Below are 19,618 nucleotides of genomic sequence, written 5' to 3' on the forward strand. Positions count from 1 at the left end.
CCCCGCCCGGATCGGATCGCGTAGCGATCCGATCCGCCCTGCGTTGCAGGGCGGCCATTGGCGCTGGTACGTTCCTCAAAAATCTGTAGCTTGACCCGGTAACAGGCGGTTTTGGCAGGGAGAAAAAGATGCCGGTCTTTCGTGACAGCGGATTCAAGGGCGAAATCACCTGGATGGGCATGGTGCCGACGGAACGCGGGCTGCGCTCTGGCGCGCGGGACCAGCTGGAGCTGGGGTTTGACGGGGTACCCGGAGAGCGGCACGGTGGCGTAAACCGTCCGGCCTGCGTGCGGGTGCGTAATCTGCACCCCAAGGACACCGAAATCCGCAATACCCGCCAGCTGTCGATCGTGTCGGAAGAAGAACTGGCGCTGATCGCTGCGGACATGGGGCTGGCCCATCTCGATCCCGAACATCTGGGTGCCACGCTGGTGCTGCGGGGGATCCCGGATCTGACCCATTTGCCACCTGCTTCGCGCTTGCAAGGCCCGGATGGGGTGACGCTGACCACCGATATTGAGAACCGCCCCTGCGTGCTGCCGGGCCGGGAAATCGAGAAAGACCACAAGGGATTTGGTGCCAAGTTCAAACCGGCCGCGGAGCACCGGCGGGGAATCACCGCCTGGGTGGAGCGGCCGGGCAGCCTGAAAATTGGACAGAAGCTGACGCTTTTTGTGCCGGATCAGCGCGCCTGGGCCCCTGAGGGCTGATATTTCGGGCCAGGGGCGCGGATGCGCGCCGGGGCCGGTTTTGCTGGCGGAATGCGCCCGCGCCGCTTCGAGGCTGGATAATGTCGGAAATCATGCGCGCGATTTGCCGCATATTGGCTAAGTCTACGAGGAAACCGGCGTTCGCGTGCCGGCGACTGAATGCAAACTCAGCAGGAACCTTGCCATGAGCTACAAGAGTGACATCGAGATCGCCCGTGAGGCGAACAAGAAACCGATCCAGGAGATCGGTGCCAAGATCGGCATTTCCAACGACGATCTGCTGCCCTATGGCCACGACAAGGCAAAGGTCAGCCAGTCCTTCATCAACTCGGTGCAGGATCGCGAGGACGGCAAGCTGATCCTGGTGACCGCGATCAACCCGACCCCGGCAGGCGAGGGCAAGACCACCACCACCGTGGGTCTGGGCGACGGTCTGAACCGCATCGGCAAGAAGGCGATGATCTGCATTCGCGAGGCCTCCCTCGGGCCGAACTTTGGCATGAAGGGCGGCGCGGCAGGCGGCGGCTATGCCCAGATCGTGCCGATGGAGGAAATGAACCTCCACTTTACCGGTGACTTCCACGCGATCACCTCGGCGCATTCGCTGCTGTCGGCGATGATCGACAATCACATCTACTGGGGCAACGAGGCCGAGATCGACATCCGCCGCGTTGCCTGGCGCCGCGTGGTCGACATGAACGACCGCGCGCTGCGCCAGATCACCGCGTCCCTGGGTGGTGTCTCCAACGGCTTCCCGCGCGAGACTGGCTTTGACATCACCGTGGCCTCTGAGGTCATGGCGATCCTGTGCCTGGCGACTGACCTGAAGGATCTGGAAAAGCGCCTTGGCGACATTATCGTGGCCTACCGCCGCGACAAGACCCCGGTCTATTGCCGCGACATCAAGGCCGAAGGCGCGATGACCGTGCTGCTGAAGGATGCGATGCAGCCGAACCTGGTGCAGACCCTGGAAAACAACCCCGCCTTTGTGCATGGCGGTCCGTTTGCCAATATCGCGCATGGCTGCAACTCGGTGATCGCCACCAAAACCGCGCTGAAAGTCGCCGACTACGTCGTGACCGAGGCGGGCTTTGGTGCCGATCTGGGGGCCGAGAAGTTCATGAACATCAAGTGCCGCAAGGCAGGCATCGCGCCGTCGGCGGTGGTGCTGGTGGCCACCGTGCGCGCGATGAAGATGAACGGCGGCGTGGACAAGGCCGAACTGGGTGCTGAAAATGTCGATGCGGTGAAGAACGGTTGCGCCAACCTTGGCCGCCACATCGAGAACGTCAAATCCTTTGGCGTGCCGGTGGTGGTTGCGATCAACCACTTTGTCACCGACACCGATGCCGAGGTGCATGCGGTCAAGGAGTACTGCGGCGAGCACGGCGTCGAGGCGGTGCTTTCGCGCCACTGGGAACTGGGCTCCGAAGGCTCCGCCGATCTGGCGCAGAAGGTTGTGGAACTGGCCGATGCCGGCACCGCCAACTTCTCGCCGATCTACCCCGATGACATGCCGCTGTTCGAGAAGGTCGAGACCATCGCCAAGCGCATCTACCGCGCCGACGAGGTGCTGGCGGACAACAAGATCCGCAACCAGCTGCGCGAATGGGAAGACGCGGGCTATGGCCACCTGCCTGTCTGCATGGCCAAGACCCAGTATTCCTTCTCGACCGACCCGTCCTTGCGGGGTGCGCCGGTGGGGCATTCGGTTCCGGTGCGTGAAGTGCGCCTGTCCGCAGGGGCCGGCTTCATCGTGGTGGTCTGCGGCGAGATCATGACGATGCCGGGCCTGCCGCGCAAACCGGCGGCGGAGAGCATCTGTCTGAACAGCGACGGCCTGATCGAAGGCTTGTTCTAAGACGCGATATGCGACATTCAGCGGCTCGGGGTAATCCGGGCCGCTGGAGTTTTGAGAGATGACCGAACCGACACCACCCGAAGACTGCGCCTCGATGCAGCAGCTGCGGGCGCAGATTGACCTTCTGGACGCGGAATTGGTGGCGCTGCTGGCCCGACGGGCCGCCTATATTGACCGGGCGATTGCGCTGAAACAGGCAAACGGCTGGCCTGCGCGGATCCCCGCCCGGGTTGAGGATGTGGTGGCCAAGGCGCGCGCTGCGGCAGACGGGCAAGGGCTGGATGCGGATCTGATCGAGGATCTGTGGCGGCAGTTGGTGGAGTGGTCGATCGCCCGCGAGGCGCGGGTGATCCGGGAGGAGTAGGCAGGTTGGCGCCTGCGGCTGAAAGGAAGAGATCGAATGACTGCAACGTTGATTGACGGCAAGGCCTTTGCGGCCAAGGTGCGCGGCCAGGTGGCCGAACATGTGTCGCGGTTGAAAGAAGAGCATGGCATCACCCCCGGTCTGGCGGTGGTTCTGGTGGGCGAGGATCCGGCCAGCCAGGTTTATGTGCGTTCCAAGGGCAAGCAGACCGTAGAGGTCGGCATGAACTCCTTTGAGCACAAGCTGGCGCCCGACACGTCGGAGGGCGACCTTCTGGCCCTGATCGATCAGCTGAACAATGATCCCGCGGTGCATGGCATTCTGGTGCAGCTGCCGCTGCCCAAGCATCTGGACGAGGATCTGGTGATCAATTCCATCGCACCGGAGAAGGATGTGGACGGGTTCCATATTTCCAACGTCGGTCTGTTGGGCACCGGTCAGAAATCCATGGTGCCCTGCACACCGCTGGGCTGCCTGATGATGTTGCGTGACCACCACGGTTCGCTGTCGGGCATGGATGCTGTCGTGATCGGCCGCTCCAACATTGTCGGCAAGCCGATGGCGCAGCTGCTGCTGGGCGACAGCTGCACCGTGACCATCGCGCACAGCCGCACCAAGGACCTGCCCGACGTGGTGCGCCGCGCCGACATCGTGGTGGCCGCGGTTGGCCGCCCTGAAATGGTGCCGGGCGACTGGATCAAGGAAGGCGCGACGGTGATTGACGTGGGCATCAACCGCATCGACGCGCCGGAGAAGGGCGAGGGCAAGACCCGACTGGTGGGCGATGTGGATTTCGACACCGCGGCAGCCCGCGCTGGCGCGATCACGCCGGTGCCGGGCGGCGTCGGGCCGATGACCATCGCTTGCCTGCTGGCCAACACCGTGACCGCCTGCTGCCGCGCCAACAACCTGGCCGAGCCGGAAGGGCTGACCGCCTGAGGCGGAGTCACGTAGTCTCTATTGCGTGTGTTGCTCCCGTCGGACCGCCTCCGGCGGGAGTATTTTTTTGAAAGATGGATGAGGCTGCGGTCAGGAAGAGACCGGCACCATCGTGCCTTGCAGGAGGGCGACCAGTTTTTCGTCTTCGCCGGTTATGGCGTGGACCTCAGCCGTGACGATCACCAGGCGACGGCCGGGCTTGATGACCTTGCCGGTGGCGCGCAGTTGGTCGCCAGCACCAGGGGCCAGCAGGTTGATCTTCATTTCCGCGGTCATCACTTCGCTGTTTTCGGGCATTGTCGTCAACGCGGCGTAGCCCGCCGCGGTGTCGCCAATGGCAAAGCTGAGCGCGGCATGGGCGACGTCGTGCTGCTGGCGGCTGCCGGGCAGGATCGGGGCGGTGATGACCACCTCGCCCGAAGTGACGCTTGCAATTTCTGCGCCCAGGGTCTGCATCATGCTTTGCCTGGAAAAACTGCTGCGGATGCGGTCCTCCATTGCGGACTCCTTCTGATTGTTGTGCCCGCAGCATAGAGCAGCCCTGTCGGCTTGCGCAGATGACGCTGCGCAGTTTAGCGTGGCATCGGCACGGGAACCGGCTTCTGGCCGGTCAAAATCGCCAAGGCATCGGCGTCCATCAGCGCAGTAAGCGCCGGGTTGCTGGTGCGCAATCCGCCCGTGTAGGTCCCAAAGGCCGGCAGAATCAGGCGGTTGCGGTCGACGAGGAAACAGGCGCGAGACGCGCTGCGCAGCCGCGCCTTGGGGTGGTAATGGCCGGAGACCTCGGCACGGGCAGCGGGATCGGCGATGTGGCGAAAGGTGAGCGGCGCAAGATGCAGCTCGGCCCTCTGTTCACCGCCCAAACACGTCGGCGCCGGATCATGGTTGCCGGCAATCCAAATCCAGCGGCGGGTCTGGATCATCGCCGCAAGCTGCGCGCGTTCCGGCGCGGCCAGAGCGCGGGAGGCTGCGTCATCGTCGAAACTGTCGCCCAGGCAAATCAGTGTCCTGGCATCGGTCAGCGTCAGCAGGGTCTGTAGCCGGTCGAGCGTGTCGAGGGTCTCATACGGGGGCAGGGCGCTGCCGCCGCGCCGGGCGTGGCGTTCAGATTTCCCAAGGTGCAGGTCGGACACGCACAGCAGGCGATGCTGCTCCCACCAGAGCGCGCCGCCGGCAAGGGCGGTGAGGCGGGCACCCGCAAGCGTAAAGTCAAAACCGGTCATGGCCCGGTCATATCGCGCCCGGCGCCACAGGCAAGGGTCATTGCGGCAGGCTGTCCAGCCCGGAGTGCTGCATCAACGCCGCAGCCTCCTGTTGCAGCAGCTTCTCCGCAGCGGCGCCTTTGACCGGCACCTTACCCATTTCCAGCAGCAGGGGCGCGGCCAGTGGCGAGATCCGGCTAAGCCGACGCAGGGTGATGCGGCCCTGTATGCGGGCGATCATCTCTTCGATACGGCCAAAGTCCACCAGCCCGCGCAGGGCTTCCTCGCGGGTGATGTCCAGGAGCAGATGATCGGGGTCGTATTTGCGCAGCGTGTCATAGAGAATGTCCGAGGAAAACGTCGCCTGACGCCCGTTCTTGCGCGCGCCCGGCGCGTTGCGTTCGATCAGCCCGGCGATCGTGGCCGCGCCGCGAAAGGCGCGTTTCATCACCGCATTGCCAGCCAGCCAGCCCTCCAGCCCGTCGCGCAAAGCGGCCGGGTCGAACAGAGGCTCAGGGTCGGTGACCTGCTCCAGCCCCCAGATCAGGGTGGCGTAATCGGTCGAGACAAACCCCAAGGGGTCGAGGCCCAGTTCCTCCATCCGTTTCGTGAGCAACAGGCCAAGGGTCTGCTGTGCATTGCGGCCGGCAAACCCGTAGATGCAGAGATGCTCGCGCCCTTGATGGGGGAAGCTCTCGATCAGCAGCGATCCGGCGCGCGGGAGTTCGGAGACCTCGCGTTGCAGGGCCAGCCAGTCGGCAGTGTGCGCTGGCAGGTCGGGCCAGCTGTGCTGTTGCAGCATTTCCAGAATGCGGGCGCTAAGCTGGGTGGAGGTGGCAAATTTGGTGCCGGAGAACACCGCGATTTTCGGCTTCTTGCCGGCGGTGCGGGTGACCTCGACGGTCATCTCGCGCAGGTTCTCGTAGCGCACCGTCTGGCCGCCGATCAGGAAGGTGTCGCCGGGGGTGAGCGTGGCGGCAAAGGCCTCCTCGATTTCGCCCAGCGGCTTGCCGCCGCGGCTGCGCTTCAGGCGAACGTTGATCAGATCCGCGTCCTGAATGGTGCCGAGGTTCATGCGGATGCGGGCAGCGGCGCGTGGATCGCGCAGCTGCCAGCGTCCGTCGGTTCGCTGCTGCAGGCGCTGCCAGCGGTCATAGGCGCGCAGCGCGTAGCCGCCGGTGGCACAGAAGTCCAGGCAGGCGTCGAACTCGGCGCGGGTCAGCGCGGCATAGGCCCCCGTGCTGGTGACCTCCGCATAAAGTTCGGATGCCGCGAACGGGCCCGCACAGGCGGCGATGAGAATATGCTGGCAGAGCACGTCGCGTGGGCCGGGGCCGCGAGGCGTGCCGTCCAGATCGTTTTCGCGCACCGCCTCCAGTGCGGCGCGGCATTCGACCACTTCAAATCGGTTGGCGGGCACCAACAGCGCCTTGGAGGGGGCGTTGTAGCGGTGGTTGGCGCGGCCGATACGCTGCACCAGGCGTTTCACGTTCTTAGGTGCGCCGACCTGGATCACCAGATCCACGTCGCCCCAGTCGATGCCAAGGTCGAGCGAGCCGGTGCAGACCACTGCCCGCAGCTCGCCCCGGACCATCGCCGCTTCGATGCGTTCGCGCTGCGTGCGGTCAAGTGAGCCGTGGTGAATGCCTATCGGCAGCGCGTCGTCATTGGCAAGCCAGAGGTTGCGGAAGAAAATCTCGGCCTGGGCGCGGGTGTTATGGAAGATCAGCGTGGTGCGATGCGCCTTGATCTGCTGCAAGACTGCCGGAATGGCATGGGCCGCACCACCGCCCGCCCAGGGCGGGGCTTCGTCGGTGTCGAGCATACGGATGTTCGGGGCGGGGCCGGGGTCGGCCAGCAGGATCTCGCAGGGGTCCGGATGGCGGGCGAGGTAGCTGGCGATGGCCTGTGGGTCGTCCACCGTGGCCGAGAGGCCGACACGGCGCAGGTGCGGGCAAAGCGTTTGCAGCCGGGCCAGCGCCAGCATCAGCTGATCGCCGCGTTTGCTTTCGGCCAGCGCGTGAATTTCATCCACCACCACCCGTTGCAACCCGCGAAAAGTGCGTTCCGCATCCGGGTAGGAGGTGAGCAGCGCCAGACTTTCGGGTGTGGTCAGCAGGATATGCGGCGGGTCAGCCCGCTGGCGGCGTTTTCGGCTGGAGGGGGTGTCGCCAGTGCGGTCATCTATGCGGATCGGCAGGCCGATGTCCTCAACCGGGGTGCGCAGGTTGCGTTTGATGTCGGCTGCAAGCGCCTTGAGCGGCGAGATGTAGAGCGTGTGCAGCCCCTCATGGTGGCCGTCGGACAGTTCCGCCAGGGTGGGCAGGAAACCGGCCATGGTCTTGCCGCCGCCGGTGGGGGCGATCAACAGGGTACAGGGGCGGTCCGCGCGGTCCAGCATGGCTTGCTGATGCGGGTGAAGTGACCAGTCTTTGGCGGCGAACCAGGCGCGCAGGGCAGGAGGCAAATCTTGCATCTGTCAGATGTAAGCGCTGCCGCAAAACTTTGCTAAAAAGTTTTGCCCAAAGGTTCTAAAAACTTTGGGCTGTCGTCATTTCACGATGGTTTCGTCCTTGACGAACATGTTGGCCCAGGCGCGGTCGATCAGGTCGGGCGTCATCTGATAGGGGATGCCCTCGAAGTCGCAGATCGCGATCATCTGATCGATCAGGAACACCGGCTGGTAGTTGGAATAGATGTTGTTGATCTCGGGGTATTTCTGCTTCAGCAGATGCACCAGCGCGGTTTCGTCCAGGGGCATGCCCTTCTTGCGGGCGACCATGGCAAAGATCTTGAGGTAGTTTTCCTGGTTCGGCCCGTCGATCTTGATCTTGAAGAAGATCCGCCGAAGCGCCGCCTGATCGAAGATCTCATTCGGGTGGAAGTTGGTGGAGAAGATCACCAGCGTGTCGAAGGGGACCTCGAATTTTTCGCCCGATTGCAGGGCCAGGATGTCCTTGCTCTCCTCCAGCGGTACGATCCAGCGGTTGACCAGGGCCTGCGGCGGTTCGGCCTGGCGGCCAAGGTCGTCGACGATGAAGATGCCGCCAGTGGATTTCAGCTGCAACGGCGCCTGATAGGTGCGGGCGGTGGGGTTGTAGACCAGATCCAGCATGTCCAGCGACAGCTCGCCGCCGGTGATGACGGTGGGGCGCTGGCACATCACGTAGCGTTCGTCAAAACGGCGGCGGCGGCGTAGGGAATTGGGGTCGTCGGGTTCCTGATCGACCTCGGTGTGCACGATCGGGTCGTAGACGGTGATAACCTGGCCTGCGTATTCGATGGCGCGCGGCACATAGATGTTGTCGCCAAGCGCATCGCGAATGCCGTTGGAAATCGAGGACTTCCCGTTGCCGGGCGGCCCATACATCAGGATCGAGCGGCCGGCGCTGACTGCGGGGCCGAGGTGGTCCAGCAGGCTGTCGGGTAGCACGAGGTGCCCCATGGCGCCGGTCAGCTGGGTGCGGGTGACCTGGATGTTTCGGATCGACTGGCGCTTGACCTGTTCGCGGTAGACCGCCAGTGGCACCGGCATAGCACCAAAATACTCGGATTGGCTGAGCGCATCCAGCGCCCGCGCCTTCCCTGCGTCCGTCAGCTGATAGCCCATTTCGTTGCCGCTGTTGGCGTTCAGCGTGCCGGTGGCCTGCAACAGCTTTTGGTCCCGGGCCATATCCACCAGCTCTTGGGTGACCGAGGCGGGCAGGCAGATGGCCGCGGCGATTTCGGTGACGGTCTCGACGTTCTTGCGAAAAATGGTCTTCAGCAAGATGTCACGCATCATCACCAGCGGCAGCTGCATCTGTTCCAGCCCCTTGGGCGGCGGCGGGGCGGTGACGGTGACGTTTTGCATGTTCATGGGTGTTGCCTTGTCGCTGCTACCGGTTCTCCCCCGCAAAAGGGGTTTGCAACAGGTTATTCAGGACTGTGGCAACAGCGGGGCAGAGGTGAAGCTTTTCCGCGAAAGCGGATGGTTCACAGGCGAAACCGGTTCACTGGCCAAACAGCGCGGCGAGGATGAGGTACAGCGCCAGCGTCCCGCCGAGGCACAGGCCCATGGGGAAACTTTTGCCGGTGTCCCAGCTTTGCCAATGCGGCGCCAGCTGACGCAGGCGCGTGTGCTTGGCGATCCGATGCGCCGCAAAGCCCGCCAGCAGCACGGCCGCAAAGATCACCATCAACAGACGCAGATCTCCGAGAGCGATGAAGGGGGCGGCTGCGCCCGCGAATTTTGCGTCGCCAGCGCCCACCGCACCGGCGGTGTAAAAAAGAAATCCCAGCGCAATGCCCACGGGCAGGTGCAGCAGCTGCCAGCCATAGTCGGCCCAGCTGGGCATCAACAGCGCACCGCCGAGCACAAAGATCACCCCGAGGCTGTCAACCGCCCAGTTGGGAATGCGCATGCCGCGCAGGTCGGTCAGCGCCACCGCGTAGCACAGGGGCAGCACAAACGGCAGGAACCACAACGCGGCATGGGCCGGGAAGTGCATGGATCAACCGTTTTCCAATGCGGCCAGCGAACGGGCGGCCTGCTCGAAATGCTGTGGGTGGGTGTCGATGGCTTCGCGCAGGAGATTTTCCCCGGTTGAGACATCGCCCTGTTTCACGGCCGACAGGGCCAGCGTGTGCAGCAACAGCGCCCGTTCGGTCTGATCCATCGGGATCACCGGCAGGGTGTAGTTACGCTGCGCACCGCGCGACAGCACCAGGTTGTTCTTGGCGGTGAACAGGCTCTGGTCCTGCCGGATCGCCTCGCCGAACAGCCGTTCGGCATCGGCAAAATCGCCACGGGTCAGCTTGGAGTAGCCCCAGTTGTTCATAACCTTGGCTGGCGTGGTGGTCAGCCCGGCGGCAATCTCATAGAAGCTGTCGGCGCGTTTCCAGTCGCGGGCGGCATCGGCCACCACGGCCTCGAGCCGGTAGCGTTCGTAAGTTTCATGGGTGGGGGGCACGGTATCCAGTTGCGCCCTGGCGCCATCCCAGTCGCCGCTGCGCACCAGCGCGCCTGCCAGCTGCACGCGGTCCTCGCTGGTGGCGCCCGTCATCGCCACGACCTTTTTCCAGGCTGCGGCGCCTTCGGTGGTGCGTTTGGCGCGGATCAGCGAATGCGCCAGCCCACGGTGCAGGTCGATGCGGTCCGGATTGTCCTTCAGCGCGCGCTGGAAATAGGTGACCGCCTCATTCGGGTCGGCCACGGTCAGCATCACATCATTGAGGTTGCTTTCGTCGATGACATTGACGTCCTGAAAGGCGCGTTCGACGGTTTCGTCCGCCTTGTCCGCGCAGGCCGACAAGACCAGCGCCCCGGCCAGGGTCGCGGAGAGAATAAACTGCTGGCGCATTTGTGCGTCCTTTTACTGCTCTGCCTCGGTCATGGTGTCTGGCGAATCAGGTAGCTTCCGCCCCCCTGCCGCACCAATCTGTAATCTTGATTTTGAGGAGCAGTATGCGTCGGATTTTCCATCTTTGCGAGGGCCAGGCGCAAATTATCGCGGATTGCGTCACTTTCGCCATTGTCCTGCGCATAGGCGCGCTGGAAGACGCCGACCGCCTCTGCGGTCTTGCCGCGTTCCATCAGCACCACGCCGAGGTTGTTCATCGGCTCCGGCCAGGTGGGGTCCGCCTTGACCGCCTGGCGTAGCAGATCCTCGGCCTGGCCCAACTGGCGCAGCCCCAGTTTCGCGGTGCCCATGCCCGACAGGATTTCCGCCGTCAGCCCATGATCGAGCGCGGCGCGGGTGTAAGCCTCCAGCGCCAGCTCGTATTGGTCTGCGGCCATCAGCCGGTTGCCGACCAGCAGCCCGTCTTCTGCCTCGGCGCGCAGGTTGGTGCCAGGCGCCCAGGGGCTGCCGCGGTCCTGTTTCAGGCCGACCGGTGCACAGGCCGCCACCAGCGCAATCACGCCGGCCGCGGCCATGGCACGGGTTCGGCGGACAGGAAAGGCCCGTCCCGTTCTTTGCATTTGTTCAGTTGCCTGCGTTGCCCATGTTCATGATGCCCTGCACCGACGGGCCGACCAGAATGATCAGCAGCGGCGGCACGGTCAGCCCCATTGTGGCAAGGGTCATCTTGACGGGCAACTTGTTTGCGGCCTCTTCGGCGCGCATGACGCGTTTGTCGCGCATCTCGCCCGCATAGACCCGCAGCGCATCGGCGATCGAGGTGCCGAAACTGGCGGATTGGATCATCACCGTCACGAAAGAGGAGACATCCTGCACCCCGCAGCGGGTGCCCATGTCGCGCAGCACCTTGTCCTTCTCCTTGCCGGCCTTCATCTCCTGGGCGACCACCTGAAATTCCTCGGCCAGATCTGGGTAGGAGGCGTGCAGCTCCGAGGCGACGCGGACGATGGCCTGATCCAGCGACTGCCCCGCCTCGACGCAGACCAGCATCATGTCGAGCGCGTCGGGAAAGCCCTCTGTGATCTTCTGCTTGCGCTCCTCGATGCGGCGGGTGATCCAGTATTTCGGCAGCATGTACCCCACGGCACCGGGGCCGATGATGCGGATCGCCATCTGCTGGCTGTCGTAATCGATGTCGGCCTTCAGCACGTAGACAAAGAACAACCCCGCGGCCAGGCCCAGAAGGCCAAGCGCGAATTGGGCAAAGTGGAACAGTCGCACCGAATCCTTGGAGTGATAGCCCGCTTGGCGCAGCTTCAGCTCCATCGCCGACAGCTCATCCGCGTTCTGGGGTTCCAAGAAGTTGGCGAATTTTTGCAGCTGCTCGTTGCGGTCGGCCTGTCGCAGCCGTTCCTTCTGCGGTTTGGCGCGGGTTTCCGGCGCGATGTTCTTTTGCAGCTTCTTCAGCGGATCCTCGGGCTGGTTCAGCAGCAGCGGCACCGCCAGCAAGATCATGAACAGCCCGGCGATGCCGAGGGCCAGCAGCGGGCCGAGTTCACCGAACTGCGATGTCAGATAGTCATTGACGCCGGACAGGAATTCCATCGTCGCCTCCCTCAGACCTTGATGTTGGTCAGCATGCGCATGACGAACAGATTGGCGGTCAGCATCAGCCCAACCGCAAAACAGGCGGGAATGAACCAGGGATGATCCAGCACGCCGTCATAATAACCGGGATCCTTGACCAGGATTGCGATCAGGCAGAACAGCGGAAAACCCGACAGGAACTTGCCCGACCATTGCGCCTCTGCGGTGATCGCCTTGACCCGGCGAAACAGGCGAAAGCGGGATCGGATCACCTTGGCCAACCCGGCCAGAACCTCGGCCAGGTTGCCGCCGGATTGCTGCTGGATGCTCACCGCCACTGCGAGGAAGCGCATGTCCTGCATGTCCAGCCGTTCCGCCATCTCCTTCAGCGCCTCGCCCACATCGCGACCATAGGCGCACTCGTCAGCGATGATGCCAAATTCGGTGGCCAGCGGGTCCTCGACCTCGTTGGCGACGATCTGCACGGCAGAGGAAAACGGATGGCCGACGCGCAGGGAGCGCACCATCAGTTCCACCGCGTCGGGCAGCTGTTCTTCGATCAGCGCCATGCGCTTCGCGGCCTTTTTATTGACCCAGAAGAACACCGCGCCGACCCCGATGATGATGGAGCCCAGCACCCGCACGGGCAGGGGGGCCGAGGTGCCGATGGTCAGCCCGGCAAACGCCACAACGCCGAGCCCGACCATAATCAGGATCAACTGTTTCGGGGAAAAGGCAATGGCGGCCTTTTGCGCGCGTTCCGACAGCAGCGAGTACAGCGGGATCGATTGCGACTTGGCGTGTTGGCCCAGCTCCTTGCGCAGCTGCTCCAGCACCTGTTCGCGGTTGCCGCCTTTTTCCATCATCTCCAGCCGACGGGTGACCTTGCTGTTGAGGCTGATGGATTTGCCGAAGGTGAACAGATACAGGCCCTCGACCAGGGCCAGCACGCCAAAGAAGATGAGGCCGTAAATCAGTGGTTCCGCACTCAGCTGCATCAGCGCTTCTCCATCACCGTGGGTTCATAGATCGAGGCAGGCAGATCATAGCCCCAAAGGCGGAAGCGTTCGGAATAGTGGCTTCGCACGCCGGTGGCGGTGAAATGGCCGATGATTTTGTTGTCGGGGGTCAGACCAACGCGCTGGAACCGGAAGATTTCCTGCATCGAGATCACGTCGCCCTCCATGCCCGTAATTTCGGTGATAGAGGTCATCCGGCGCGAGCCGTCCTGCAGGCGGCTGGCCTGCACGATCAGGTTCACCGCTGAGGCGATCTGACTGCGCACGGCCTTGATCGGCATTTCGATGCCTGCCATCGCAATCATGTTTTCCAGACGGGAGATCCCGTCGCGGGCAGAGTTTGCGTGGATCGTGGTCATCGAGCCGTCGTGGCCGGTGTTCATCGCCTGCAACATGTCGATGACTTCCTCGCCGCGGGTCTCGCCCACGATGATGCGGTCGGGGCGCATCCGAAGGGCGTTCTTCAGACAGTCGCGCGGGCTGACCTCGCCTTTGCCTTCGACGTTGGGCGGGCGGCTTTCCATCCTGCCCACATGGGTCTGTTGCAATTGCAGTTCGGCTGTGTCCTCGATGGTCAGGATGCGTTCGGCATTGTCGATGAAGCTCGACAGCGCGTTTAGCGTGGTGGTTTTACCCGAACCGGTGCCGCCAGACACAATCACGTTCAGCCGGGTGGAGACCGCGGCTTGCAGATAGGCGGCCATTTCCTCGGTGAAGGCACCAAAATTCACTAGGTCATCAATGCCCAGCTTGTCTTTTTTGAACTTCCGGATCGACACCAGTGAACCGTCCACCGCGATGGGCGGCACCATGGCATTGAAGCGCGACCCATCGGCCAGGCGGGCGTCCACGTAAGGGTTGCTTTCATCGACACGGCGCCCGACGGCAGAGACGATCTTGTCGATGATCCGCATCAGGTGCTTTTCATCCTTGAACGTGATGTCGCTGATTTCGAGCTTGCCGCTGCGTTCAACAAAGATCTGCTGTGGGCCGTTCACCAGAATGTCGCTGACAGAGTCGTCTTGCAGCAGCGCCTCCAGCGGGCCGAGGCCGGTGACCTCGTCATACAGCTCCTTGTAGAGCTGCTGGCGGTCCTCCCGGTTGAGGACGATGCTTTTTTCTGCCAGGATTTCGGTGGCGATGGTTGCAATTTCCGAACGCAATTCGGCCTCGCCAGCGCGTTCTAGCGCCGCAAGGTTGAGGTTTTCCAACAATTCCCGGTGCAGCTGGATCTTGATCTCGCTCAGCCGCTCCTTGCGCTTGCGGTCCTTGTCCTGCGGCTGCGCTTCGGCGGGATTGCGCTGGGCCGGGCGGCGCAGGCTGACCGCGGGCTTGTCGGATGCCGCAGCCGGGGTGGCGGGTTCCACGGCCACCGGTGCCGGTTTTGCTGGCTGCTTCTTGTACTTCGAAAACATTCACTCGCCCCCAATCCGTACCGTTCAGGCCGCTTCGGCCTCACTCTGTCCCAGCTCATGCAGCGAGGCCGCGAGCTTGGCGATTTCCTTGCGCAGCGGGTTCTTGGCCGCCGACAGCGCCAGCGGCAGCCCGTGGTCGCAGCTTTGCAGCACCGGCTTGCCGCCATCCGGCAGCTGCAGGTCAATGGAGATGCCGAGCGATTCCGCCATCCGCTTTACACGGCTCTTGCCGGTCAGGTCGGTGAATTTCGGCGCCTTGTTCAAAGCAAAACGCAGCTTTTCAAATGGCAGATCCTCGGATTGCAGCGCTCGCTTCATGCGCAGCGCGTTCTGCGCTGACCGCATGTCCAGTTCGATCATGGCAAAATAGACATGCGCCATGCTGAGAACGGTCTCGGACCACTGCACCAGCGTGTGCGGCATATCGATCACCACAAAGTCAAAGTGGCTGCGGGCCATTTCGATCACGCTGGTGATGTCCTCGGGCGTTAGCAGGTCCAGCGGCACCAGTTCCGCCGGGGCGGTCAGCACCTGAAGCTTCTCGCGGAACGACAGCAGCGCCTGGCCGAACAGGTCTTCGTCCATGCTTTCGGTTTCGCTGAGCATTTCCATCACCGCTTCGCGCCGGGGCAGGTCCAGATAGGTGGAGACCGATCCATGCTGGAGATCGAAGTCCAGCAGGCAGACAGAGGGGTCGTCTCGTTGGCTGAGCGCCGCCAGCTCCCATGCGAGGTTCACCGCCATCGTGGTGGAGCCGGTGCCGCCGGCCAGCCCGTGACAGACGATCACCGCGCCCTCACGCTGGCTGCCGGAATGCAGCTGATGCGGGTTGGGGGCGACCTCGGGCTCTGGCGCCTTAAGCCGGTCGATGGCGGCCTGAAGTTCCTGCTCGGGCAGCGGGTAGGGAACGAATTCGTCCGCGCCCTGGCGCAACAACGTGTGCAGGGCCGCCGGGGTCACGTCTTCGGCGATCAGGATCACCTTGATGCCACGGGTTTTGGCCTGGGTGATGATCTCGCCCATCATCGGCAGATCACTCTCGTCGGCGCTGTCGATGGCCAGGGCGACGAATTGCAGCGCCTCGGCCTCGGGCTGGTTGAAGAAGGTCAGTGCTTCGGAAAATCCCAGATCCCCCCAGGCCTCTCCCAGAGCGGCCTCCATGTCCTCGATCAACAAATCAAAGGTCTGCACATCGCGGCTGATGGTGCAGGCGACAATTGCCGGGGTCTCTGTTTGGGGCGTTCCACTCATTGCCGTATTCCTTGTTCACATGGGCAGAGCGCGCCATGGGCACACTCTGCCTCTTGCAAACAATGTCGATGGCAATCTGGGCGAATTTGGGGCCAAAAAGCCCCAAATCTGGGGAATGTTAACAACTCGTCGACGACCGATAGGCCGCAGGCGGGGTTACTCCAGCGCGCGTTCGAGCGATTTCTGCTCTGTCAGCGTGGTGCCGGGAATCGCGCTTTCGAGGTATTCGCGATAGACGATCTGGGCATATTTGCCGTCCAGCACCGAAGGATGGCGCTTGAGGAAGCCGCTAACTTCGGTCACGGTGCGGCGGTTGCGGCGTTCGCGCTGCGGAGTGGGGATCAGCGGCTGGGTTTCACCATAGGACACCACGGCCTCCAGCCGACTGCGGCTGATGCCGCGCGACACCAGATAGTTCACCGCCGCGCGTGCCCGCCGCAGACCCAGCGATTTGTTGTAGGCGTTGCTGCCAACGGCGTCGGTGTGCCCGAACACGCGGAAACGCACCTCGGGGAACTGTCTGATCCAACGGGCCTGCTGGTCAAGAACCGTGCGGGCCGTCGCATCCAGACGGGCGCTGTCGAAATCAAACGTGATGGTTGTCGGCACTTCCTTGGCGAAACGGCCAGCCAGCTGGATGGCATAGTCGCGCTGGCCACGCATCACCGCCGAATTGTTCAGGGTAGCTTCGCCAAAGGTGCCCTTGCGGTTCAACTCGCGCCCGGCTTCGCGTTCGCAGGCAGCGGCGGTCAGCAGCAGCCCCAGAATTGCAGCGGTTCTGATCATCTGTGCCACTCCCTATCAGTCCAGCACGTAGCCGTAAGAGCCGTTGAAATCCTGCTTGGCGACTTCGGCCGCCGGGCCGCTCTTGGTGCGCGAGGTGCGTCCGAAGAGGAACAGGTCTTTTTCGCTGGGCGGTGCCACCCGATCGGTTGGCAGGGTCAGCGCCTCGCCGCGGGTCGGGGTGACCAGATGGGCGCTGACAATGATGACCAGTTCGGTCTGTTCGCGCTGGTAGTCGGCGCTGCGGAACAATGCGCCCAGTACGGGTACATCGCCCAGCCAGGGCAGCTGCGAGGAATTGTCGAGGAACTCGTCCCGGATCAGACCGGCAATGGCAAAGCTCTCGCCGTCGCGCATTTCAACGGTGGTGGAGGTCTCGCGCCGCGAGAAGGCATCAATCGTCAGCCCGCTGAGCTCCAGCGAGTTGGAAGGGTCGATGGCCGACACGGCTGCATTCAGTTCCAGATTGATGAGGTCGCCGTCGATCACCCGCGGGATGAAGTTCAGCTCAATCCCGAACGGTTTGAATTCGATGGTGATGACGCCATCTTCCTGGGCCACGGGCACCGGGTATTCGCCGCCGGCCAGGAATTTGGCCTCTTGGCCCGACAGGGCCGACAGGTTGGGTTCGGCCAGCGTGCGCACGACGCCCTTTTGCTCCAGCGCTTCCAGCAGCAGGCTGACCTGCACCGCGCCAGCATTGAAACCGAACAGGAAGGCGCCGGCGTTTTCATTGGCCGCCGGAATGTTGCCAGCCAGAGAATTGGCCAGCGATCCTGCGTTGTTCAGCGTGTTGGTGCCGCCCACACGGCCCGTGCTGGTGCCGCCGCTGAAGCCCAGCGAAGCACTGAGCGACTTGGAAACCGAGCGTTGCATCTCGGCGAAGCGCACCTTGAGCATGACCTGCTGCACGCCGCCCACCGACATCAGATTGCTGACCCGCTCCGGCGCGTAGCGTTCGGCAAGGTCGAGCGCGCGTTGCAGCCGTGCCGCGCTGGACACGGTGCCGGACAGCACGATGCCGTCATTGGCGGTACGGACCTCGATTTTCTCGTTTGGCAGGATCTGGCGCAGGCGTTGCTTGAATTCGGTGACATCGGCGGCCACGCGAACATCCACGTTGGTGATCAGTCGGCCAGAGCCGTCCAGCAATGTCAGCGTGGTCAGACCCGGCGATTTGCCCAAAACATAGATGGTGCGATCCGACAGGGAGGAAATGTCGGCAATGCCCGGATTGGCGATGCTGAGTTCCGCAAAGGGGGTTTCGCTTTCGACGACGACGGCACGGTTCATCGGCACGTCCAGCGTCGACGCCGTGCCGCGTTTCACCACCCGCAGGGACTGGGCCTCGGCCCCATCGACCGACGGAATGCCAGCAAGCGAAAGCCCCACTAGGGCTGCCGCCACGAACCTCTTAAATCTCATGTGACCTGCCTTTCCGATCACGCCTCAAAATCCGGGTCTTTTTGCCCGCTGTTTTGGGCACTGTGGTGCAGATGGTGAATTTTTGCAAGAATCAATGGTTTCGCAGGGGTTCTCGTCGTCGCTGCATTGTGTGGACCGGGCAACACGCCAAGCGGCCACCACCCCACGAAGGGATGGTGGCCGCGCGCGTTATTCGGCTGAGGGCGCGACGTTTCCGCGTAGCGCCCTAGTTGGTGCAGGGGATCGGGATCTCCACCACTTCGGCACCACGGCGGGTGCGGATGGTGCAGACTTTCTCCTGCTCCACTTCCTGCGGCGCTTCCAGGGCGCCCAGACCCAGCAGCGTCCGCTGGTCGACCTCGACCACCGAGGCGATGGTGTCGTCCCCGGCGCCGACCAGGGCCAGCGACAACCGGCCGGTGGTTTGCGCCTGGGCCAGCGCAGCCACCTGACGCGGATGGGCGGCCACGGTGACCGTGCGGGCAATGATTGCCTCGTTGATGTCGCCGCCCGCACTCTGGTCCACGGCGACCAGTTCGACGTTTGTCTCAATGAGGCGGGTGACCTCGCCATGGGCGCCGCCGCTGCCGGGCATCATGCCGGTCCAGTACACATCGACCTTATCGCCGGGGCGCAGAAAGCCCGACACGCCGGAGGACACATCCACCTTGATCGCAAAGGCGCGCATGCCGCGTTGCAGCCGCGAGGTGATGCCTGCGTCCTTGCCGGGGTCGGTGACCTTGACGGCCAGGATCGCCTCATCCTTTTCCATCGCGCGCAGAACCACGCGCAGATCGTCGCCCTCGTGCGGCGGGAACAGCGCGTCCAGTTCGGTAAAGGCGCCCTCGGGGATGGCATTTTGCGGCCAACGCACCGCGCGCACCGCGTCCTTGGACAGGCGTTCGCCGTATTTCAGCGGCTTGGTGGCGACAAAGACGTCCACGGTCGGCACCGTTTCGGCGCGGGCCGCCCGCTCGCGCGCAAGCTCGTTCTGATAGGCGGCGATGTAATTCTTTGCCATCATCACGGCACCGCCCGCCAGGGCCACGCCGACAATCAGGACCAGTCCGAAAACTGCACGCATTGTGTTACCTTTCCTCAACGTGCCGAACCCGCGAACAAGCGCCTGCCGACAGCCCGGACCAGGCCAGGGCGTCGGCATGCCATCGCGGGTGCGGCGATGTCATGGGGTGGTGGAGTGGGCACGGGCAGCGCAACGCTGCCTTAGCCGAAGTTCCAGTTGCTCATGAAGGTTGCCAGCCCCTGGGCCAGGCCAAACGCACCGTCCTGGGTGGCACCGGCAATCAGCACGGCGAGCCCGATGGCGGCAGCACAGAGGATAACCCAGTCGACGGTGATGGCACCGTCGTCCTCTGCGATGTAAGACCAAAGTTTGTTCATGTTCCGAACCTCGCTGCCTTGGGAACGATCAGGGCAGGGGCGGCGCCGGTTACGTGTGGCGCCGCCGATGCGTGTCGCGCGGCGATCAGGTCGGCGTCTTGGTGGCCAGGAAGGAGCCGGTGTCGCTGGCCAGGTCGGATGCACCGTCCTGCACGGCGGTGTAGACGACGCCGCCCAGAGCAGCTACGGCTGCGGTCAGCACAACCCAGTCAACGGTCACGGCGCCGGAGTCGTCTTTGCGGAAATTCTTGAAAAACTTGATCATGGTTGGTCCCTCCAAAGGAAACGAATGTGGTGTCATGTGCCCCGCCAGGCTATG

The 19,618-nt window shown here is 63.5% G+C and carries 20 protein-coding genes; 4 read left to right on the forward strand and 16 right to left on the reverse strand.

Going from position 1 to position 19,618, the window contains the following annotated elements:
* Nucleotides 1-128: 128 nt before the first annotated feature.
* The 4 genes from AC0IPL_RS17685 to folD all read left to right on the forward strand — a co-directional run bounded on the left by AC0IPL_RS17685 (nucleotide 129) and on the right by folD (nucleotide 3,874).
* Entirely contained in the window at nucleotides 129-710 is a 582-nt protein-coding gene (locus tag AC0IPL_RS17685) for an MOSC domain-containing protein (protein ID WP_474276251.1), read from the forward strand.
* A gap of 184 nt (nucleotides 711-894) precedes the next feature.
* Nucleotides 895-2,571, forward strand: coding sequence for a formate--tetrahydrofolate ligase (locus AC0IPL_RS17690; protein ID WP_474276249.1), 1,677 nt, complete (start codon nucleotides 895-897; stop codon nucleotides 2,569-2,571).
* 58 nt (nucleotides 2,572-2,629) lie between these two features.
* Nucleotides 2,630-2,935, forward strand: a complete 306-nt coding sequence (locus AC0IPL_RS17695) for a chorismate mutase (protein ID WP_474276246.1) — start codon at nucleotides 2,630-2,632, stop codon at nucleotides 2,933-2,935.
* Between the two features lie 36 nt (nucleotides 2,936-2,971).
* Entirely contained in the window at nucleotides 2,972-3,874 is a 903-nt protein-coding gene (gene folD, locus AC0IPL_RS17700; protein ID WP_474276244.1) for a bifunctional methylenetetrahydrofolate dehydrogenase/methenyltetrahydrofolate cyclohydrolase FolD, read from the forward strand.
* Nucleotides 3,875-3,964: 90 nt separating this feature from the next.
* Here folD and AC0IPL_RS17705 read toward each other — a convergent pair whose 3' ends face one another.
* The 16 genes from AC0IPL_RS17705 to AC0IPL_RS17780 form a co-directional block, all read right to left on the reverse strand.
* On the reverse strand, nucleotides 3,965-4,372 hold the full coding sequence (locus AC0IPL_RS17705; RefSeq protein ID WP_474276242.1) for a PaaI family thioesterase: 408 nt from the start codon (nucleotides 4,370-4,372) through the stop codon (nucleotides 3,965-3,967).
* 74 nt (nucleotides 4,373-4,446) lie between these two features.
* Nucleotides 4,447-5,097, reverse strand: a complete 651-nt coding sequence (gene pdeM / locus AC0IPL_RS17710; protein ID WP_474276239.1) for a ligase-associated DNA damage response endonuclease PdeM — start codon at nucleotides 5,095-5,097, stop codon at nucleotides 4,447-4,449.
* Nucleotides 5,098-5,134: 37 nt separating this feature from the next.
* Nucleotides 5,135-7,552, reverse strand: coding sequence for a ligase-associated DNA damage response DEXH box helicase (locus AC0IPL_RS17715; protein WP_474276237.1), 2,418 nt, complete (start codon nucleotides 7,550-7,552; stop codon nucleotides 5,135-5,137).
* A gap of 75 nt (nucleotides 7,553-7,627) precedes the next feature.
* A complete protein-coding gene (locus AC0IPL_RS17720; protein ID WP_474276235.1) occupies nucleotides 7,628-8,935 on the reverse strand; it encodes an ATPase in 1,308 nt (435 codons plus the stop codon).
* 133 nt (nucleotides 8,936-9,068) lie between these two features.
* A complete protein-coding gene (locus AC0IPL_RS17725; RefSeq protein WP_474276233.1) occupies nucleotides 9,069-9,566 on the reverse strand; it encodes a prepilin peptidase in 498 nt (165 codons plus the stop codon).
* Between the two features lie 3 nt (nucleotides 9,567-9,569).
* Entirely contained in the window at nucleotides 9,570-10,418 is an 849-nt protein-coding gene (locus AC0IPL_RS17730) for a tetratricopeptide repeat protein (protein ID WP_474276231.1), read from the reverse strand.
* A gap of 29 nt (nucleotides 10,419-10,447) precedes the next feature.
* Nucleotides 10,448-11,038: a tetratricopeptide repeat protein gene (locus tag AC0IPL_RS17735; protein WP_474276228.1), complete on the reverse strand. Its 591-nt coding sequence runs from the start codon at nucleotides 11,036-11,038 to the stop codon at nucleotides 10,448-10,450.
* A gap of 4 nt (nucleotides 11,039-11,042) precedes the next feature.
* Nucleotides 11,043-12,023 carry a type II secretion system F family protein gene (locus AC0IPL_RS17740; protein WP_474276225.1) on the reverse strand — a complete coding sequence of 327 codons (981 nt, stop codon included), beginning with the start codon at nucleotides 12,021-12,023 and terminating at the stop codon, nucleotides 11,043-11,045.
* A gap of 11 nt (nucleotides 12,024-12,034) precedes the next feature.
* Nucleotides 12,035-13,003, reverse strand: a complete 969-nt coding sequence (locus tag AC0IPL_RS17745; protein ID WP_474276223.1) for a type II secretion system F family protein — start codon at nucleotides 13,001-13,003, stop codon at nucleotides 12,035-12,037.
* Nucleotides 13,003-14,439, reverse strand: a complete 1,437-nt coding sequence (locus AC0IPL_RS17750; protein ID WP_474276220.1) for a CpaF family protein — start codon at nucleotides 14,437-14,439, stop codon at nucleotides 13,003-13,005. The genes AC0IPL_RS17745 and AC0IPL_RS17750 overlap by 1 nt, the downstream gene beginning before the upstream one ends.
* A 24-nt stretch (nucleotides 14,440-14,463) precedes the next feature.
* Nucleotides 14,464-15,690, reverse strand: coding sequence for a CpaE/TadZ family protein (locus AC0IPL_RS17755; RefSeq protein WP_474276219.1), 1,227 nt, complete (start codon nucleotides 15,688-15,690; stop codon nucleotides 14,464-14,466).
* A gap of 156 nt (nucleotides 15,691-15,846) precedes the next feature.
* Nucleotides 15,847-16,476 (reverse strand): OmpA family protein, encoded by a 630-nt coding sequence (locus AC0IPL_RS17760; RefSeq protein ID WP_474276217.1) that lies wholly within the window; start codon nucleotides 16,474-16,476, stop codon nucleotides 15,847-15,849.
* Nucleotides 16,477-16,491: 15 nt separating this feature from the next.
* On the reverse strand, nucleotides 16,492-17,898 hold the full coding sequence (locus AC0IPL_RS17765; RefSeq protein WP_474276215.1) for a type II and III secretion system protein family protein: 1,407 nt from the start codon (nucleotides 17,896-17,898) through the stop codon (nucleotides 16,492-16,494).
* A gap of 226 nt (nucleotides 17,899-18,124) precedes the next feature.
* The gene (gene cpaB / locus AC0IPL_RS17770) at nucleotides 18,125-18,982 is read right to left on the reverse strand and encodes a Flp pilus assembly protein CpaB (RefSeq protein ID WP_474276213.1); all 858 of its coding nucleotides are present in this window, start codon (nucleotides 18,980-18,982) and stop codon (nucleotides 18,125-18,127) included.
* Nucleotides 18,983-19,122: 140 nt separating this feature from the next.
* The gene (locus AC0IPL_RS17775; protein WP_474276210.1) at nucleotides 19,123-19,299 is read right to left on the reverse strand and encodes a hypothetical protein; all 177 of its coding nucleotides are present in this window, start codon (nucleotides 19,297-19,299) and stop codon (nucleotides 19,123-19,125) included.
* A gap of 85 nt (nucleotides 19,300-19,384) precedes the next feature.
* On the reverse strand, nucleotides 19,385-19,564 hold the full coding sequence (locus AC0IPL_RS17780) for a hypothetical protein (protein WP_474276208.1): 180 nt from the start codon (nucleotides 19,562-19,564) through the stop codon (nucleotides 19,385-19,387).
* Nucleotides 19,565-19,618 lie beyond the last annotated feature (54 nt).

It is taken from the genome of Leisingera sp. SA32 (assembly GCF_056033425.1).

Bases quoted from the DNA above. Each gene is read 5' to 3' on its own strand.
- AC0IPL_RS17685 (WP_474276251.1), top strand. From the start codon at position 129: ATGCCGGTCTTTCGTGACAGCGGATTCAAGGGCGAAATCACCTGGATG.
- AC0IPL_RS17690 (WP_474276249.1), top strand. From the start codon at position 895: ATGAGCTACAAGAGTGACATCGAGATCGCCCGTGAGGCGAACAAGAAA.
- AC0IPL_RS17695 (WP_474276246.1), top strand. From the start codon at position 2,630: ATGACCGAACCGACACCACCCGAAGACTGCGCCTCGATGCAGCAGCTG.
- folD (WP_474276244.1), top strand. From the start codon at position 2,972: ATGACTGCAACGTTGATTGACGGCAAGGCCTTTGCGGCCAAGGTGCGC.
- AC0IPL_RS17705 (WP_474276242.1), bottom strand. From the start codon at position 4,372: ATGGAGGACCGCATCCGCAGCAGTTTTTCCAGGCAAAGCATGATGCAG.
- pdeM (WP_474276239.1), bottom strand. From the start codon at position 5,097: ATGACCGGTTTTGACTTTACGCTTGCGGGTGCCCGCCTCACCGCCCTT.
- AC0IPL_RS17715 (WP_474276237.1), bottom strand. From the start codon at position 7,552: ATGCAAGATTTGCCTCCTGCCCTGCGCGCCTGGTTCGCCGCCAAAGAC.
- AC0IPL_RS17720 (WP_474276235.1), bottom strand. From the start codon at position 8,935: ATGAACATGCAAAACGTCACCGTCACCGCCCCGCCGCCGCCCAAGGGG.
- AC0IPL_RS17725 (WP_474276233.1), bottom strand. From the start codon at position 9,566: ATGCACTTCCCGGCCCATGCCGCGTTGTGGTTCCTGCCGTTTGTGCTG.
- AC0IPL_RS17730 (WP_474276231.1), bottom strand. From the start codon at position 10,418: ATGCGCCAGCAGTTTATTCTCTCCGCGACCCTGGCCGGGGCGCTGGTC.
- AC0IPL_RS17735 (WP_474276228.1), bottom strand. From the start codon at position 11,038: ATGCAAAGAACGGGACGGGCCTTTCCTGTCCGCCGAACCCGTGCCATG.
- AC0IPL_RS17740 (WP_474276225.1), bottom strand. From the start codon at position 12,023: ATGGAATTCCTGTCCGGCGTCAATGACTATCTGACATCGCAGTTCGGT.
- AC0IPL_RS17745 (WP_474276223.1), bottom strand. From the start codon at position 13,003: ATGCAGCTGAGTGCGGAACCACTGATTTACGGCCTCATCTTCTTTGGC.
- AC0IPL_RS17750 (WP_474276220.1), bottom strand. From the start codon at position 14,439: ATGTTTTCGAAGTACAAGAAGCAGCCAGCAAAACCGGCACCGGTGGCC.
- AC0IPL_RS17755 (WP_474276219.1), bottom strand. From the start codon at position 15,690: ATGAGTGGAACGCCCCAAACAGAGACCCCGGCAATTGTCGCCTGCACC.
- AC0IPL_RS17760 (WP_474276217.1), bottom strand. From the start codon at position 16,476: ATGATCAGAACCGCTGCAATTCTGGGGCTGCTGCTGACCGCCGCTGCC.
- AC0IPL_RS17765 (WP_474276215.1), bottom strand. From the start codon at position 17,898: ATGAGATTTAAGAGGTTCGTGGCGGCAGCCCTAGTGGGGCTTTCGCTT.
- cpaB (WP_474276213.1), bottom strand. From the start codon at position 18,982: ATGCGTGCAGTTTTCGGACTGGTCCTGATTGTCGGCGTGGCCCTGGCG.
- AC0IPL_RS17775 (WP_474276210.1), bottom strand. From the start codon at position 19,299: ATGAACAAACTTTGGTCTTACATCGCAGAGGACGACGGTGCCATCACC.
- AC0IPL_RS17780 (WP_474276208.1), bottom strand. From the start codon at position 19,564: ATGATCAAGTTTTTCAAGAATTTCCGCAAAGACGACTCCGGCGCCGTG.